Consider the following 17,119-nt stretch of genomic DNA (forward strand, 5'->3'; position numbering starts at 1 on the left):
GCGGAGGACCCTGAATTTGAGACGTTCTACACGAAGAACATCTTGCTGAACGAGGGCATCCGCGCTTGGATGGCACCTCAAGATCAGCCACACGAAAACTTTGTCTTCCCTGAGGAGGTTCTGCCCCGTGGTAACGCTCTCTAATCCAGTGGTTGCGGGCAGTGGCCGCGACCAAGAGTCATCTGGTTTTGCTTGGTGGGCTGGTAATGCCCGTCTAATTAGTTTGTCTGGTAAGCTGTTGGGCGCTCACGTCGCTCACCAAGGTTTGATTGTTTTCTGGGCTGGAGCGATGACCTTGTTTGAGGTCGCTCACTTTGTGCCCGAGAAGCCGATGTACGAGCAAGGCTTGATCTTGCTACCGCACTTGGCTGCTCAAGGCTGGGGCGTGGGTCCTGGTGGTGAAGTGATCAACACCTTCCCCTACTTTGTAGTGGGTGTATTGCACCTCATTTCTTCTGCGGTACTTGGTTTGGGTGGCATCTACCATGCTGTCCGTGGTCCCGAAACCCTAGAAGAGTACTCCTCCTTCTTTGGCTACGACTGGAAGGACAAGAACAAGATGACCACCATCATCGGTATTCACCTGATCCTGTTGGGAGGCGGTGCTCTGCTACTGGTGGCCAAGGCGATGTTCTTTGGTGGTCTCTACGATACTTGGGCACCAGGTGGTGGTGATGTACGGGTTGTTACTAACCCCACCTTGAACCCAGCTACTATCTTTGGCTACCTGTTGAAGTCCCCCTTTGGTGGCGATGGCTGGATTGTCAGCGTTGACAACCTAGAAGACATTGTTGGTGGTCATATTTGGGTCGGCTTGGTTTGCATTTTCGGTGGTATTTTCCATATTCTGACCAAACCTTTTGCTTGGGCTCGTCGGGCTTTCATCTGGTCGGGTGAGGCTTACTTGTCCTACAGCTTGGGCGCTCTGTCCCTGATGGGATTCATCGCTTCTTGCTTTGTTTGGTACAACAACACTGCTTACCCCAGCGAATTTTTCGGTCCTACGGGTCCTGAGGCGTCTCAAGCGCAAGCAATGACCTTCTTGATTCGTGACCAACGCTTGGGTGCAAACGTCGGTTCTGCTCAAGGTCCTACAGGCCTTGGTAAGTACCTGATGCGCTCCCCCACGGGTGAAATCATCTTCGGTGGTGAAACCATGCGCTTCTGGGACTTCCGTGGTCCTTGGTTGGAGCCTCTACGTGGTCCCAACGGTTTAGATCTCAACAAGATCAAGAACGACATTCAACCTTGGCAAGTACGCCGCGCGGCTGAGTACATGACCCATGCTCCTCTAGGTTCTTTGAACTCTGTAGGTGGTGTGGCAACCGAAATTAACTCTGTTAACTTCGTGTCTCCTCGCGCTTGGTTGTCAACTTCTCACTTTGTGCTCGCTTTCTTCTTCCTAGTCGGTCATCTGTGGCATGCGGGTCGTGCACGGGCTGCTGCGGCTGGTTTTGAGCGAGGCATCAATCGTGAGAGCGAACCCGTACTCTCCATGCCTGACCTAGACTAAGACTATCTCTATCAAGCTTGTCTTAGCCTAATAGGCAAATAACTTTCAAGCTCCTGTGTCATAGCAGGAGCTTTTTTAATGGGGCAATGTTTAAGGCGATCGCCCTTGCCTACACAAAAGCAAGAGGATTTGAGGATTTATAGAAACGTAAAAGAAACAAAAAGGAAAGTAAAGCAGGGCCAAGAGTTTGAAATGATAGAGCTAAAGCCCAGTTTTAGGGAGACGAATATGCGTGAGTCAGATCTAACCGATGCTTTGAAATGGACTCCTGAAGCCAAAGTGAAACTTCAAAATATTCCCTTTTTCGTGCGATCGCAGGCACGCCAGCGGATTGAGCATTTAGCGCGAGAAGGGGAGATGGATACGGTGACGGCTGAACTCGTCGAGCAAGCTCGCTTAGAGTTTGGTCAATAAACACCAACCCCACAGTGTTTCTAATTAACTGCCTTCCGTGCTCATGGCTGATAACACGGCCTGTTGGCTAGCAGCTGTGTAGATGGAGCGCAGGTGATCCATTGCGGCTGAAGTTGGAGGTTGAGCCGTAGCAGCACTGGAGCTAGATTCTGGCTTGATAGAGATCGGGCCGAGCACATCCAGAATTGTTTCTGTGCTGGGAGGAGGCGCAATTACTACCAAAGAGGACTCTAGTTGTTCGTTGTAGTGCCAAAACTGGTCGAGATTGAGAGGGGCAATGAGTTGGGATCGCTCATTCGTTGCTTCTTCTGGCACTGTTTCTGACGTTCCCTCACTGTTAGCACTCCGCATTTGTCGCAGGGCGGCAATGATTTGCTCTTTGGTGCGACCTCGGAGTTCAAACAGAACAAAGGGATCTTCACTAAAGCGATCGCCCAACAGATAATAAACCGCGCCAATATGCTTGCAGGGGTTTGCAGGGTCGGGACAAGAGCATTTGCTGTGGATGTCGAACCGCGTCAACGGAAACAAGCTTAAACCATTGCTAGTAAAGACTTCTTCGATGCTTTGAGGCATTTCTCCCGCCAGTAGTTTGGCGGAAAAAATTGCTCGCTGCGACATGGTTTCAATCACATATCCCCATTGTTCATCATCGAACGGATCGAGGGAGAGCGAGACTTGGTACGGCTCAGGAGCGGTGCCTTGAACTTGGGCAGATACCTTTGGCCCCTGGAACTCTAGTTCTAGAACATTGCCTTGCCGAGCGTAATTGCGAGCTCGTTCTAACCGTCGCCGCCAGCCAAAGGACTCTAGAACATCTACCCAGCGCTGTGCCCACCACTCGCGACTGGGCTGGAGAGAAACGCCATCAGCGGCAGTGGTAGCTTTGGGCGGTGGGTTGTTTTTAGGGAGATTAGAAGAATAGTGGGTCATTCGGCATCCTCATCAATCACAGCACTGCGATCGAGCAAGAGCAAGTTGCGGAGTTGATCGGTATCCAGCTCAGTTAGCCAATGTTCACCTGCTCCTACTACCTGCTCGGCCAAGGCTTTTTTACTTTCGATTAGTTCATGAATTTTTTCTTCCAGGGTGCCGTTGCAGACAAACTTATGCACCTGGACATTGCGAGTTTGACCGATACGGAATACCCGGTCAGTCGCTTGGTTTTCGACTGCTGGATTCCACCAGCGATCGAAGTGGAAGACATGGTTGGCGCGAGTTAGATTGAGACCCACTCCGCCTGCTTTAAGGGAAAGAATGAAGATTTGAGGGCCTTGTGGATCTTGTTGGAAGCGATCGACCATTTCCTCGCGCTGTTTCTTGGAGGTGCTGCCGTATAGGAATGGAATTTCTTGCTTGAGCTGTTTTTGTAGATGGTCTTGGAGCAATTTGCCCCATTCAGCAAACTGAGTAAAGATTAGGGCGCGATCGGCTCGGTTGGCACCCACTTCTTCACTCGTCGCTAAAATTTCTTCCAGCATCTCCTCCAAGCGCTGAAGTTTGCCTGAACGAGCTTTAAAGGATGAAGTAGTTGTTTTTTCATCCTTCCTCTTTCCGCCTTCATCCTTCCCCAAATCTGGGTGGTTACAAATTTGCTTTAGTTTCACCAGTAGTGCCAAAATCATGCCTCGCCGTTTAATGCCTTCAGCGCTATCAATTTCGGCCAAGGAAGCATCGACAGCCTGCTGATATAGTTTTGCTTGCTCGGCAGTCAGCCCACAGAAAATAGTCATTTCCTGTTTTTCGGGCAAATCTTGGATAATGCTGCGATCGCTCTTGAGGCGGCGCAAGATAAAAGGTTGCACCAGCGATCGCAAGGTTTTAAGCGAGGCAGTATCGCCGTAACGCTCGACCGGAATCGCAAATCGTCGTTGAAAGAAGTTCTTTGGCCCTAAGTAGCCAGGATTGAGGAAGTCCAAAATGGACCACAGCTCCGAGAGGCGGTTCTCTACGGGAGTTCCTGTCAAGGCAATGCGAAAGTGGTTCTCTAACTGTCGGACTGCTTGCGATTGCTTAGCGTCTGGATTTTTAATATTTTGAGCTTCATCTAGCACCACTCCCTGCCAACTCACAGTTTGCAGATCTTTCAGGTCTCGCTGAATCAGAGCGTAACTCGTAATGACTAAATGTTGACCTTTAACAGTTTTAGCAAAAGCTTTACCTTTAGGACGCTTGTCACCGTGATGCACCATCACTTTGAGGGTGGGAGCAAATTTCTTTACTTCTCGCTCCCAATTCCCTAATACAGAAGTGGGACAGACCAACAAGGTCGGTTGTTCTAGAGCGTTTTGCTCCTGTAGATGTAACAAGAAAGCAATGAACTCCACGGTTTTACCTAAACCCATATCGTCCGCGAGGCAAGCCCCCAAACCCCAGCGCTCCAGAAATGCTAGCCATCCTGCACCACGGGCTTGGTAGGGGCGCAGTTCTCCTTTAAAGGTAGTGGGAGTGGCGATCGCTTCTACAGATTGGCTGCCAGAGGTGAGGGCATTAATCAGCTCTTGCAAAGCACCGGAAGCTTCAAAACTCACAACGGGAAGCTTTTCAATCACTTGAGTGTCGCCTGTGCTAATTCGCAAGGCATCCTCTAGAGAAAGAGCCATCTGGTCTTTACGTTCTGCGAAGAAGTTCTGGGCGGCGCGGATATCTTGAGGACGCAGTTCTACCCACTCACCGTTGATTTCGACCAAAGGTGTGTTGAGTGCTACCAACTGGTCGAACTCTGCTTTGGAAAGCGTTTGACCCCCAATGGACAAACCCCAGCGGAAATTCAGCAGGCTTTGTAGCCCTAAACGGCGATCGCCCGCGATAGAAGTCTCAGCTTGAATTTTCAGTCCGAGACGGTTGGCCCAGCCTTCTTGGTTGGCTAGCCCAGGGGGGAGAATCACGCCAAAGCCGCTGTCTTGCAAGCGCCAAGCTGCCGTTTTAATAAACTCGTACACCTGCAAAGCGGTGAGACGACAAAACTGAGGTCGTTGCTCGTGTAAGCTCGGTTCTAGCAACGGGTACAGTCTTGAAGCGAGCCCTAAGCCTGCTAGTAGCGTTTCTTGTGGTCGCTCAATCGTGCGGCCTAAATACACTAACCGCTCCACTGGATTGCTCCAAATGGTGGGGGCACTTAGCAAAAAGTCGGCATCATTAGCTGCCTGCAAGAAATATTCCAGGAGCCATTCCGTTTGACCACTGACTGGAGGATGCAAATAGAAGCAAGTCCGAAACCGTCGCTGCTCCACCAAATAATCTTGGAGCGGAGCTGTCCAGGTCTGTAAAGCAGATTCTAAACGCCCTACGGTCGTTGGATCGGTTGCGACTAAATCAGATTCAGTGCTTAACGCTTGAAGCCACAGTTGCAGAGCTGGATCAATGGCCGCGTCTGGTTTGCGGCGATCGCCTGAAGCTGGCGTAAAAGTTGGAGGACTGGCGATCGCTCTAACTTGGGCATCCAACGTATTGTTTAAGAATTCTCGAATTAAATCTTGCGGAGCTAGGGGTAAGTCTAGGGCTTGGACTTGAGACGCAGATGGAGATGCAGCTTGATAAGTGCGGCAAACCGCAGGTAAGTGCTGACTAAACTTTTCTAATCGAGCTTGGTCAGTGGCACTGTCTAAAAGCACGTGCCAACGAGCGACTACCGCATTGGCATTGGTTTGTACTATCGGCAGAAACTTCGATCGCGCCAGCAAATCTAGGCTCCAACGAGCCATGTGGGACCAAAACCGCAAATCATCGCCCACAAACGAGTCTTCCGCACCAAAGGAACTCAGCGGCAAAGCCTGCAAAAATTGCATTGCAGCCAAGGGTGGTAGACAAAAGCCTTCGACTCGCCAAGAAGAGAGACAGAGGGCATCGGGTGTGACTTCAGCTTCACTAACTGCCGCAGCCGAATGTTGTGGGATAGCGGCTGTGGCTGTAACCCAAGTGGGCAAAGCCAAAACTTGCGATCGCCAAGTGATCTCGCCATCGGCAGTGGTAGCAGGTTCAACGGCGATCGCAGTACTTGCGGCACGTTTACGAGAGCGTCCCGCCGGAGTTGAGCTTGCTGCTGGAGACACGGCAGCAGTTGGTAAAGTCCACTTGAGCTTGCCTGCTTGTTGCAGCGATCGCAGGAACTCGGCTAACTCGCTAGGTGCGATCGCGAAGGGATGCTCAGGAATTTGGTCAGTGGTAATGGCAGTGTCTTCAGCAATCCGTCGCCACGTCTCACCCCAAACAAAAAAACAGCCCGTGAAATTCAGAGATGAATGCTCGCCTAGTTCTGATGCACTCTGATGAGCCACATTTTTGGAAGTTTGCAGTAACCAACTACCGTGTAAAATTGCCATGCGATTTTAAGTTGCCGAATTTTATCAGGATTAAAAGTTGGAGTAAAACCTACCGAAGCTTGCCATCTGCGTAGCCATGACTTTCTTGAACTAAGAATTCTGAGCTGATCAGTCTTTTGTTAATTACTGAATGAATATCCAGTTGCCGCTCTATAAAACGCTACGAAATGGAATGTCAGCCAAGCTCGATCGGATGCAGCTTGCCGATCGCGAGTGGGTTCGGGAACTGTTGAATATTGTCATTATTGAAGGCCAAACCTATCCTCAAATACAACCTTTGGGCGAAAGTGAATTTGCAGCTTATTGGGCGACTCATGATGCCTTTGTCGTGCGGGGGGTGAACGACCTAGGGGGCCAGGACTTACCGAAGATCCTAGGAGCCTTTTATCTCAAGCCCAACTTTCCAGGACGATGCAGCCATCTCTGCAATGCTGGGTTTATTGTGGAATCGAGTCTTCGCGGCCAAGGAATTGGGCGCTGGATGGGAGAGTCAATGTTAGCGATCGCCACTGCCCAAGGTTATGAGGCGGTGATATTTAACTTGGTGTTTGCCACCAATACCCCTTCCATCAGCCTATGGCAATCTTTAGGATTCAGCACCATTGGGCGAATTCCTGAAGCTGTACAGTTAGCTGATGGCTCTCAAGTTGATGCCCTCATTCTATATCGGTCTTTACGCTGATTGTGCTTACCAATAACTTGTTGAATTATTGCTCAAGCCATGAGCATCTCTCGGCTCAGTTTCGTGAGCAAGCAATAACAAAATCAGCCATTGAAGGCATGGTTTATACCTGCAATTTCTAGCGAGCTCTCACAAAAAAATCATTAATTATTGTTGAGTTGAATGACTAAAGATTGAGGGCTAGGTAAGGAATTGCCCTGGCTAATTTATTCAAGCGATCGCCTCCAAAGACTCTCCTGTAAAGGCAGCACAAGGGCATCAGTGCTACGATTGCCACAGAAGAAAAAAATAAGAACAACAAAGGAACGAACGCTACATGGTAGAGATAGACAAGTCAATATCCTTTGATGGACGGGATATTCGACTTAAGGTTGGTTTGCTGGCCCCCCAAGCAGGCGGATCAGTATTAATTCAATCGGGCGATACGGCGGTTCTAGTGACGGCTACAAGAGCCACAGGGCGAGAAGGAATTGATTTCTTGCCATTGCTGGTGGACTACGAAGAAAGACTTTATGCAGCAGGTCGGATTCCAGGCGGATTTCTCCGGCGTGAGGGTCGTCCCCCCGAAAGAGCAACCCTGACCAGCCGTCTAATTGACCGTCCCCTGCGGCCACTATTCCCCGGTTGGTTGCGGGATGACATTCAAGTGGTGGCAACCACCGTGTCAATGGATGAGCGAGTCCCCCCCGATGTGCTAGCGGTGACGGGAGCTTCCATTGCGGTGTTGTTGGCTCAGATTCCCTTTAATGGCCCAATGGCAGCCGTGCGCGTCGGTTTGGTGGGTGATGATTTTATTATTAACCCGACCTACACCGAAATTGAGTCTGGCGATTTGGATTTGATTGTTGCAGGCTCGCCCGATGGCGTGGTCATGGTGGAAGCAGGGGCGAACCAGTTGCCTGAGCAAGACATGATCGAGGCAATCGACTTTGGTTATGAAGCGGTGCGCGACCTGATTCAAGCTCAGCGTGATTTGCTGGAAGAGTTGGGCATTGCTCTGGTGCAAGAAACGCCCCCCGAAATCGACTCGACGCTAGAGACGTTCATTCGCGATCGCGCCACGGCTCAGATTAAAGAAATTCTGGCCCGCTTTGAACCAGACAAAAAGGTACGAGATGCCGCTTTAGATCAGGTCAAAGAAGCGATCGCCAGTGAAATTGCGGCTTTGGAAGAAACCGATGCGGTACGAGTCGCCGCAGCAGCAAACTCCAAAGCGCTCGGCAACACCTTCAAAGACATCACCAAAACCCTCATGCGTCGTCAAGTGATTGAAGACGGAGTGCGTGTAGATGGGCGGAAGTTGGATGAAGTACGGCCCATTTCTTGTCGGACTGGGGTACTGCCTTCGCGTGTACATGGCACTGGCCTATTCAACCGGGGCTTGACTCAGGTGTTGTCGGTTGCCACATTGGGTACTCCTGGCGATGCCCAGGAACTAGACGACCTGCACCCCGACGAGCAAAAGCGTTATCTGCACCACTACAATTTCCCCCCCTATTCGGTGGGCGAAACTCGGCCCATGCGATCGCCTGGTCGTCGGGAAGTGGGCCACGGTGCCCTGGCAGAACGCGCCTTAGTGCCTGTCTTGCCGACTCAGCAAGAATTCCCCTATGTGATTCGGGTTGTGTCTGAGGTGCTGTCTTCCAACGGTTCCACCTCGATGGGTTCCGTTTGCGGTTCTACCCTGGCCCTAATGGATGCGGGTGTACCGATTACCAAACCTGTTAGCGGTGCGGCAATGGGTCTGATTAAGGAAGGTGACGAAGTCAGAATTCTGACCGATATTCAAGGCATCGAGGACTTTCTGGGTGACATGGACTTCAAAGTAGCTGGAACCGATAGCGGCATCACAGCGCTACAGATGGACATGAAGATCACTGGGCTGTCAATGGAAATCATTTCCAAGGCGATCGCCCAAGCCAAGCCTGCCCGGATGCACATCCTGGATAAGATGTTGGCCACGATCGACCAACCGCGTCAGGAACTCTCACCCTACGCGCCCCGCCTACTGACGATCAAGATCGATCAAGATTTGATCGGCATGATCATTGGCCCAGGTGGTAAGACGATTAAAGGCATTACCGAAGAAACCGGAGCCAAGATCGACATCGAAGATGATGGCACCGTCACCATCTCGGCAGTCGATGGCGAAAAGGCGAAGCGGGCCCGCAACATCATCCAAGGCATGACGCGCAAGCTGAATGCGGGAGATGTCTATGCAGGCCGCGTGACTCGGATTATTCCAATTGGGGCGTTTGTGGAATTCCTCCCTGGTAAAGAAGGGATGATCCACATTTCTCAGTTGGCTGAGCACCGGGTCGGCAAGGTGGAAGATGAAGTAGCGGTTGGCGATGAAGTAGTGGTGAAGGTCCGGGAAATTGACAACCGGGGCCGCGTCAACCTCACTCGTTTGGGTATTCATCCCGACGAAGCTGCTGCCGCGCGTGAAGCTGTGACTGCGGAATAAGTAACATTAGGTTTTAGCCAGTGAGCTAGTATATCGGTTCACTGGCTAAAACTCTTAATTCAAGCGATCGCTTTTTTCCTAACTGGAGAAGGGCGATCGCTTTGAGTTTAATTCTGGGTTCCTAAGTAAAACTGCCCCCTCAAAGCCTTAAACTGGAGGTTGCATTTCGAAGTGTTGTGAGTTTGGCTGAAGCACCTGTGCGCAAAATCGTTATTGCTGGCAACTGGAAAATGTACAAAACCCAGGCAGAATCCCTGGAGTTTTTGCAAGGATTTATGTCCGAATTGGATGCAACCCCAGATGAGCGGGAAGTAGTCGTTTGCGCTCCGTTTACAGATTTAGGGCTGTTGTCTAAGAGCCTGCATGGTAGCCGAGTTCAGTTAGGCGCTCAGAACGTTCATTGGGAAGACGTGGGTGCCTACACGGGTGAAATTGCTGGTGCCATGTTGGCTGAAATTGGGGTGCGGTTTGTAGTCGTGGGTCACAGCGAGCGCCGACAGTACTTTGGTGAAACCGACGAAACCGTAAACTTGCGCCTGAGAGCAGCCCAAAGGCATAACCTCACCCCCATCTTGTGTGTGGGCGAAACCAAGCAGCAGCGGGACGCTGGCGAAACCGAAGCCGTGATCTTTAACCAATTGGCAAAAGACTTAGTAGGCGTTGACCAGCAGAATCTAGTGATTGCCTACGAACCTATTTGGGCGATCGGCACTGGTGATACTTGCGATTCAGCAGAAGCCAATCGCGTGATTGGGTTAATTCGTCAGAAGTTAACCAACGCCAATGTCTCAATTCAATATGGTGGGTCTGTCAAGCCAGACAACATCGATGAGATTATGGCTCAACCAGAAATCGATGGGGCTTTAGTCGGTGGTGCCAGTTTAGATCCCAAGAGCTTTGCCCGGATCGTCAACCACCAAGCGTAGAACCTAGCAACTATACCCAAGCAGGGCACCTCTTGTAGGTGCCCCTGTTAAAGATTATTCCAAATGGGCGTCACTGTTGACCTGGGTCGGCAAGCAGATGGTAAACACGGAACCTTGGCCAAACTCACTCGCAACGGTGATGTCACCCCCCATCATTTGACAGAAACGGCGACTCAGCGATAGACCCAAGCCAGTGCCACCATAGCGACGGGTGGTTGAAGCGTCTGCTTGAGTAAAAGGTTGAAAAATTTGTTGCATCTGCTCTGGGGTAATGCCAATCCCCGTATCAGCAACCTCGAAGATAAAACAGTCTGAGCTTGTAGCTGCTCCTATAGCCAGGCGGGTCTGGCTTTTGTAGACCGTCAAGGTAATCAGCCCTTGTTGCGTGAATTTGGTGGCATTGTTTAATAAATTGCAGAGGACTTGACGCACCTTCATCAAGTCAGCCTGCATAGAACCTAAATTAGCTGCCAGGTTAACCTGTAGCTTGTTATCGTTCTCTCTCAGAGACAGATAAATGGTGGCAACGACCTCTTCTACTAGTGTCGCCAGGTCAAAGGTCTCGACATAGAGATCCATTTTGCCTGCTTCAATTTTGGAGAAATTTAGGATATCGCTGATCAGTGCGAGCAGATGATGTCCTGACCTGCCAATCGTCTCCAAACCAGAAGCAAACTCCTCATGCCCCATTTCTTGCAGTTCTTCTTGAATTAGCTCACTGTAGCCAATCACGGCATTGAGCGGAGTCCGTAACTCATGGCTCATGTTGGCTAGGAAGGTATTTTTGGCCCGGTTAGCGGCTTCTGCTGCTTCCTTTGCCGCTTGCAATTTAGCCTCCGCTTGCTTCCGCTCAGTCACATCTCGCCAAACAATTAAGCGACCTGTTAAGCGACGGTAGGAGTCAGTCAAGGGAGAAATGCGTAGATCAAAGCAGCGTTCATCCTCGCCAGTGCCAAAGCTGATTTCGGTATGTGCTTCTAAAAGGTTGCCATACTCCTGTAGTAAATGCGGCCACTGGGCCAGCACACGCATGGCAGGTTGTCCGATCGCGGCGGCATTCCACCCAATCATTTGTTGGGCCGCAGGATTGAGGTCTACAATCCGATTTTGAAGGTCTAAAACCATCACGCCATCGCTCATGCTCTCAATGACGGCATCTCTAGCCACAGGCACAATGTCGAGCAGACGGAAGCGGAACAATCCCCAAGCTGTCGCGGCTCCTGTGACTGTGAAAGCAAATGGAGTAAGGTCTAAGTGAGGAAAGGGATTTAAGCGTAAGAGGTAGAGGGCATTAGCGAGCCAAGGCGCGATCGCCCCGATCAATAAAGCCCAAGCTTGCCCCCGATAGAGCTGAGGAGAACGCAGCAACGCTTGCACGACTAGAACCGTGCCCAACCCAGTTATGAGGTAGGAGTAAGCGGCATGAATCCAGAACCCAATGCCGTGGGTCACGCTCAGGAGGGTGTAGGAGCTAATTTGCTCAAGTTCCGTCTGGAACCAAATTAGCCGATGCCACTCGTTCGTCCACACCAGAAGTGACATGACCAGCGGTTCAATGGTCAGCAGGAGCAAGTTTCTCCGAGTCATCCACTTGGTTCGCCCTGTGTACTGGAGGGCAAAGAGTAACCAAGCCGCTGGCACCACCACAATGCCGAAGTACTGAACTTTCCCTGCTAAAACTTTGCTAGCGAGGTCGCTGCTGCTCAGTTCCCAGATATATCCGAGCAACCATTGTGAAACACCCAACATGAACAGGGCAAAGGTATTAGCAATACTCGCAGAGCGACGCCGCCATGCCAGGTACACGAGGGTGATGGAGACCCCAGCGGCAATGAGGAGCGGAATAGCATAAGGAGTAGACTGCCAGCGCAGCATCCTAGAAAATCCCCACGTTAATAAAGGGGCAGCCTAAAGAGGCTTGTTCAGAAAAAAGTGCATTTTTTCTAGTAACTGATTGAAGTTGACTGGCTTCGTTTCGTATTCATCGCACCCTGCGGCTAGACATCTTTCGCGATCGCCTGCCAGGGCATGGGCGGTCAGCGCGATGATGGGAATGGTGTGGGTGGTAGGAGCAGCCTTGATCTGTTGAGTTGCTTGCCAACCGTCCAGAACGGGTAGGCTCATGTCCATTAGAATCAAGTCGGGTGTCTCTGCTTGGGCGATCGCGATTGCTTGAACCCCATCGGCAGCATGTACAACTTGGTAGCCGCGCTTTTGAAGCCGCCGTAACATCATAAAAGAATTCACCTCGTTGTCTTCAACGAGTAAAATTTTGGTCATATTTTTTTGCTAGCCTGCTGGCTCAAAAACGGCTAAATAACGGCTAAATATTATTGCTGTATAACTAAGCGTCTCTATATCTAGTTGTATAGCAAGATGCTGAAATGACCACCGGTTTCCTACGTGGGTTGACTTCACCTTCAGAATAGTCTATTCGGTATCTTTCGCTACTGTATATCTAGTGACTTCAATGCTAACGCGTGCTACCTGGACAACCTGGACAATTAGAAATAATCGCTTCGATTGGGGAGCACGTACCTACTTGATGGGAGTTCTGAATGTTACCCCAGACAGCTTTAGTGATGGTGGAAAATTTGACTCCTTGGCGACAGCCTTAGAGCAGGCCAAACATTTAGTTGCGGCTGGTGCAGACGTTCTAGATATTGGTGGTCAGTCTACCCGACCCCAGGCCGCTGAGATAGATGTAGAAACAGAACTAGCGCGGGTAATTCCGGTGATAAAAGCGGTGCGATCGCAACTGGATGTGCCCATTTCGGTAGATACAACCAGAGCGGTTGTCGCTAAAGCGGCGGTAGAGGCTGGAGCTGACATCATCAACGATATTTCGGGTGCAACCTTTGATCCAGAGATGCTATCTACTGTGGCTGCCTTGCAAGTCCCTCTGATCTTGATGCATATCCGAGGCACCCCTCAGACAATGCAACAGTTGACTGATTACCAAGACTTAGTCGGCGAGATTCAAGCCTTTTTGCAAGCTCGCATAGAAGCGGCGATCGCGGCGGGAATTAACCCTGCTCACCTAATGATTGATCCGGGAATTGGCTTTGCCAAAACTTACTCGCAAAACTTAGAACTGCTGCGCCGCATCTCAGAGTTTCGAGCCTTAGGTTGCCCAATTCTGGTTGGGCCTTCCCGCAAAAGTTTTATTGGTCATATTTTGAATCAGCCGGACCCACAGCAACGAGTCTGGGGAACAGCGGCTGCTTGTTGTGCCGCGATCGCTGGCGGCGCTGACCTACTGCGATTGCATGATGTCCAGGAACTGCGAGATGTTTGCCTTGTAGCAGATGCAATTTGGCGGCAAGAACTGGCTTAACTTACAGGTAAAACCTGCCTGAGTCAGGATGAAGCACCATTACCAGGACCGCCACCGAGTCCCGGATCAAAACCATCGGGCGTGGTTGGTGTTTCCATCAAGTTCTCCAAAGCTTCGCTCAAAGCCTTCGGGTCCATGAAAATGACTTTGGAGTTAGGACTTTCACTAATTTTTTCATTGGCTTCTACATACCGCTGAGCAATTAGGTACTTCAGCACCTCACTCGTATTGGGTTGAGCTTGCAGCGCTTTCGCAATTAACCGCATCGATTCAACCGTGCCCTCTGCCTCAGAAATGGAAGCCCGCTTGCGAATTTCCGCCGCTCGTTGCTGCGCCATCGATTCTAGGAGGGAGGGAGGCGGTGAAATGTTCTGCACCTCAACCCGCGTTACTTTCACGCCCCAAGCTGCGGTCGCTTCATCGAGCTGATGCAGTAGGGTTTGGTTAATTTCGGAGCGAGATGAATAGGTGTCTTCTACTTTCATTTGGCCCAAAGCCGATCGCAGAGTTGTTAGCACCAGGTTTTTAATCCCCAACTCCACATCTTCTACCGAGTAGAATGCTCGCTCTAACTCTAGAATCCGCCAATAAACCACCGCATCCGCTTTCAAAGCCACGTTGTCTTTGGTAATGGCTTCTTGGGGTTCTACGTCTAAGACTTGCTCCCGTACCGTGTCTTCCAAAACAATGGAGTCTACAAAAGGCACGATAAAGTTCAAGCCAGGAGTGAGTTTGCGGTGATAGCGGCCCAGACGTTCTACCAGCGCTTCGTTGCCTTGGTTGATGATTTTTACAGAGCCGACGGTATAACCGACAATGACTAAAGCTAAGGCGGCAAGAATAGACTCCATAAGTCAATCAACTCCCGATGAGTGGGTTGGGCAGAAACGCAGAGCCAAAATTACTCAGACTACGACTTTTCAGTTTAGTGGTTAGTTTAGTCAGCTTGAGGGGAGTCTGTCTGAAATGTTAAGGTCCGGGTAGTTGGCAGGGATAACCAGGAGGGTGTTGCGTTGCCGCCCCACTACATAGACCCGCTGCTGGATTGCGATCGCCACATCTGGTAACTGACAGCAAGCTTGCCAAAGCGTTCCTTCATAAATGACAAGCCCCATTCCACCTGCCGGAATGGCAGTTCTGACCCAAGCTTCGGTATCGTGCTTGAGAGTTTTGGCTTCTTTCGGCATCAGCGATCGCATGAAACTCGCTAGGGTGAAGGACAGCACCCCCCATAAAATCATTTGGGCGAGGGGAGAAGGAACGCCAATGGTGGCGATCGCGGTAATGATGGCGGCGATGCCTAAAGCCGGGATGCTTGGTTCAGGAATCAGCGTCCCTAAGGCTAGACAGAGCATGCCGCCAATCAGCCACAGACTATGAGCAGGTAGAGTTACCACCAGAGGTGACCAGTGAAGAGGGGATAAGATACCAGCATTTGCAAGGGAGCTAGGCTACGTCATGCAGCGTCAATCGTGCAGCCCCAAGCTGGTTGGCAAGATAGTTCAGTTGCTAGATCCTACTCCCAGTGTACAAACTGGTGACTCGTTCTGGTGGAATGCCACCAATTGAGCTTTTGCCATCCCAATCAGCTAGAAACGATCAGCCAGAACCTGGACGACGCGAACCGAGTTGCCACGCAGAGCTGCCAAATGAGGCACTAACGGTGTAAAGCACTGAGTTACAAGCCACGAAATAATAGGCCAACGCCGAAACCTGCTGATTTACTTGAGTATTCAGTTGATGGGGCGGCAGGGCTGCTACTTTCATCCAAGGCGCTAAGCTGGCTGGCAATTTTGTGTTCAGGCGTAGCGGAATTTGGGCTGTAGAGAGTGATTGGGCATAGCCAGAAGTTAAAAACGGTTGGTATTGCTTAGCCTCTGGAGTCAGTTGCTTGATAAAAGCTAAACTCACTCCCTGCAGCAATTGGCGGAGATTTGCAGTTTCTTTGCCTTGCCGTTCTCGCACTAAAGCACTTTGGGTAATCAAGTCGCTAAAATTCGCTGGATCACCCACACTCAGATGAGTCCCTCCGATCGCGGTGACTAAATATTTAGGATTAGGCAGTTGGGCGAAAGGTTGTAACTGGTGGGTTAGGGTCGGGGTCAGGCTGTCTTCTGTACCCGTCAAAATCAAGGTTGGCGTTGCGACTCGCTTCAGTCCTTCTGGCCCAAACAAACGACCAATGACAGGATTGAGGGCGATCGCCTGCACCACTCTTGGATCGCGCAAGCTCACCCGACGTTCTGGTAGATCAATAGCGGTACATTGCAACCAGTCGGCAGGAGATAAACCGAGGGGGATGTGCTCTTGGCAAAACTGGCGCAACCCGACCACATTCAGTTCCGCTCCTGCCAAAGCCAGGGCTGTGTACCCTCCTAATGAGTGCCCCATGACGCTGGCTTGGTTTGTATTCAGCTTCCCCCGCAAGGCACCAGGTTTTTGATTTAGTTGTGCCAACTGATCCAGCAAAAAGCTGACATCCCTGGGGCGCTCAACAAACTCGGCGGCTGAGAGTAAAGTATCGCGAGCCTGACCTGGCGAAGGACTCGCTAACCAGGCCATGTTGCTGCCAGGATGCTCGATCGCGGCTACCGTCAGCCCATAGGAAGCTAAATGACGTGCCAAATAAGCCAGGAAAGTCCGATTCGCGCCAAAGCCGTGAGAAAGCACAACCAAAGGACCACTAGGGCGATCGCTCCAGTAAAGATCCACAGGAAGAGTACGCTGGCGTTGGCGATCGCGCAGCACCAGAGTCTTTTGCTCTACGACCTGAGGCCCAGGCACCGTAGGGTCAAAGGCGGCGGTAAAGGCAGAGTCTACCTTCAACTCGCGCTCTAAAATGGGGCTGAGAGCTTGGCTTTCCCAGTAGGAAAAGTTGAGTTGCGAGGCGAGCGCCGCGATCGAAGTGACATCTACCGTCACAGTTTCTTGGGGGAATGCTCTCAAGATCGCCAGGACACTCAAGCCATCGACCTGACGGGCCGCCAGCGTAATCGCGGCTTGCAGTTGTTCTACATTACTACCCGGAATCGCCACGCCCAAGGCAGCTAGCATTCTTTGGCCAGCTGGGGAGCGCAACAGCTCATTCACGACTTGATCGCCAATATTCGGGTCAAGTTCTAGGCGATCGGCCAGAGCTTTACGGATGTCAGGGGTCAAGACTAGTGCATAAGGTTTGAGTGCGGGAGACAGTTTTCCCGTCTTGGCAAATTCTTCTAAATCCGCGATCGCGATCGTCTGCTGAAAGGGGCCGAGGCGTAATGTGAGCCGTTCTGCCGCATGACTAGGGCTGGCAATACTGCAACTAAGCGCGACAGCAGCACTGCATAAGAGCCCTTGCATCCACCTTTGATAACGTTGTGGTAAAGCTGAATGGACGGCTGGGGAGGAGGCGACTCTCGGCTGAGGCCAGAAAAACTGCGGCATGTTCTCGAATGGCGACAAGTTCAACATCAATG

13 protein-coding genes and 1 pseudogene are annotated in these 17,119 nt (G+C 51.0%); 7 read left to right on the forward strand and 7 right to left on the reverse strand.

All coding sequences use genetic code 11. The features are described 5' to 3' along the window. From H6F68_RS25585 to H6F68_RS25595, 3 genes and pseudogenes are all read left to right on the forward strand, one after another. Window positions 1–144, forward strand: a pseudogene (locus H6F68_RS25585) (photosystem II protein D2); the annotation flags it as partial. Next, window positions 128–1,513 carry a photosystem II reaction center protein CP43 gene (gene psbC / locus H6F68_RS25590; protein ID WP_190436428.1) on the forward strand — a complete coding sequence of 462 codons (1,386 nt, stop codon included), beginning with the start codon at window positions 128–130 and terminating at the stop codon, window positions 1,511–1,513. The pseudogene H6F68_RS25585 and the gene psbC, both read left to right, overlap by 17 nt. Before the next feature lie 228 nt (window positions 1,514–1,741). Further along, on the forward strand, window positions 1,742–1,927 hold the full coding sequence (locus H6F68_RS25595) for a PCP reductase family protein (protein WP_190436434.1): 186 nt from the start codon (window positions 1,742–1,744) through the stop codon (window positions 1,925–1,927). 24 nt (window positions 1,928–1,951) lie between these two features. Here the strand turns inward: H6F68_RS25595 and H6F68_RS25600 are convergent, their stop codons facing one another. After that, window positions 1,952–2,860, reverse strand: a complete 909-nt coding sequence (locus tag H6F68_RS25600; protein ID WP_242065661.1) for an SWIM zinc finger family protein — start codon at window positions 2,858–2,860, stop codon at window positions 1,952–1,954. Further along, window positions 2,857–6,249 carry a DEAD/DEAH box helicase gene (locus H6F68_RS25605; RefSeq protein WP_190563427.1) on the reverse strand — a complete coding sequence of 1,131 codons (3,393 nt, stop codon included), beginning with the start codon at window positions 6,247–6,249 and terminating at the stop codon, window positions 2,857–2,859. Before H6F68_RS25605 ends, H6F68_RS25600 begins: the two co-directional genes overlap by 4 nt. Window positions 6,250–6,379: 130 nt before the next feature. Here H6F68_RS25605 and H6F68_RS25610 point away from each other — a divergent pair, with 130 nt between their 5' ends. From H6F68_RS25610 to tpiA, 3 genes are all read left to right on the forward strand, one after another. After that, the gene (locus H6F68_RS25610; protein ID WP_199300355.1) at window positions 6,380–6,931 is read left to right on the forward strand and encodes a GNAT family N-acetyltransferase; all 552 of its coding nucleotides are present in this window, start codon (window positions 6,380–6,382) and stop codon (window positions 6,929–6,931) included. A gap of 316 nt (window positions 6,932–7,247) precedes the next feature. Continuing rightward, window positions 7,248–9,398, forward strand: coding sequence for a polyribonucleotide nucleotidyltransferase (locus H6F68_RS25615; protein WP_190563429.1), 2,151 nt, complete (start codon window positions 7,248–7,250; stop codon window positions 9,396–9,398). Window positions 9,399–9,595: 197 nt separating this feature from the next. Next, window positions 9,596–10,324, forward strand: a complete 729-nt coding sequence (gene tpiA / locus H6F68_RS25620; RefSeq protein WP_190551682.1) for a triose-phosphate isomerase — start codon at window positions 9,596–9,598, stop codon at window positions 10,322–10,324. A gap of 54 nt (window positions 10,325–10,378) precedes the next feature. Here the strand turns inward: tpiA and H6F68_RS25625 are convergent, their stop codons facing one another. Both H6F68_RS25625 and H6F68_RS25630 read right to left on the reverse strand, forming a co-directional pair. Continuing rightward, on the reverse strand, window positions 10,379–12,199 hold the full coding sequence (locus tag H6F68_RS25625) for a histidine kinase N-terminal 7TM domain-containing protein (RefSeq protein WP_190563431.1): 1,821 nt from the start codon (window positions 12,197–12,199) through the stop codon (window positions 10,379–10,381). A gap of 33 nt (window positions 12,200–12,232) precedes the next feature. Beyond that, window positions 12,233–12,604 (reverse strand): response regulator, encoded by a 372-nt coding sequence (locus tag H6F68_RS25630; protein WP_190436450.1) that lies wholly within the window; start codon window positions 12,602–12,604, stop codon window positions 12,233–12,235. Window positions 12,605–12,794: 190 nt separating this feature from the next. Here H6F68_RS25630 and folP point away from each other — a divergent pair, with 190 nt between their 5' ends. Further along, window positions 12,795–13,661 carry a dihydropteroate synthase gene (gene folP / locus H6F68_RS25635; protein WP_190563434.1) on the forward strand — a complete coding sequence of 289 codons (867 nt, stop codon included), beginning with the start codon at window positions 12,795–12,797 and terminating at the stop codon, window positions 13,659–13,661. A 23-nt stretch (window positions 13,662–13,684) separates the two neighbouring features. Here the strand turns inward: folP and H6F68_RS25640 are convergent, their stop codons facing one another. The 3 genes from H6F68_RS25640 to H6F68_RS25650 form a co-directional block, all read right to left on the reverse strand. After that, on the reverse strand, window positions 13,685–14,512 hold the full coding sequence (locus tag H6F68_RS25640) for an SPFH domain-containing protein (RefSeq protein WP_190436456.1): 828 nt from the start codon (window positions 14,510–14,512) through the stop codon (window positions 13,685–13,687). A 90-nt stretch (window positions 14,513–14,602) separates the two neighbouring features. Beyond that, on the reverse strand, window positions 14,603–15,058 hold the full coding sequence (locus H6F68_RS25645) for an NfeD family protein (RefSeq protein WP_313930245.1): 456 nt from the start codon (window positions 15,056–15,058) through the stop codon (window positions 14,603–14,605). 202 nt (window positions 15,059–15,260) lie between these two features. Further along, window positions 15,261–17,114 (reverse strand): alpha/beta hydrolase, encoded by a 1,854-nt coding sequence (locus tag H6F68_RS25650; protein ID WP_242065662.1) that lies wholly within the window; start codon window positions 17,112–17,114, stop codon window positions 15,261–15,263. Window positions 17,115–17,119: the final 5 nt, after the last annotated feature.

The organism is Trichocoleus sp. FACHB-262 (assembly GCF_014696035.1).
Lineage (GTDB): Bacteria > Cyanobacteriota > Cyanobacteriia > FACHB-46 > FACHB-46 > Trichocoleus.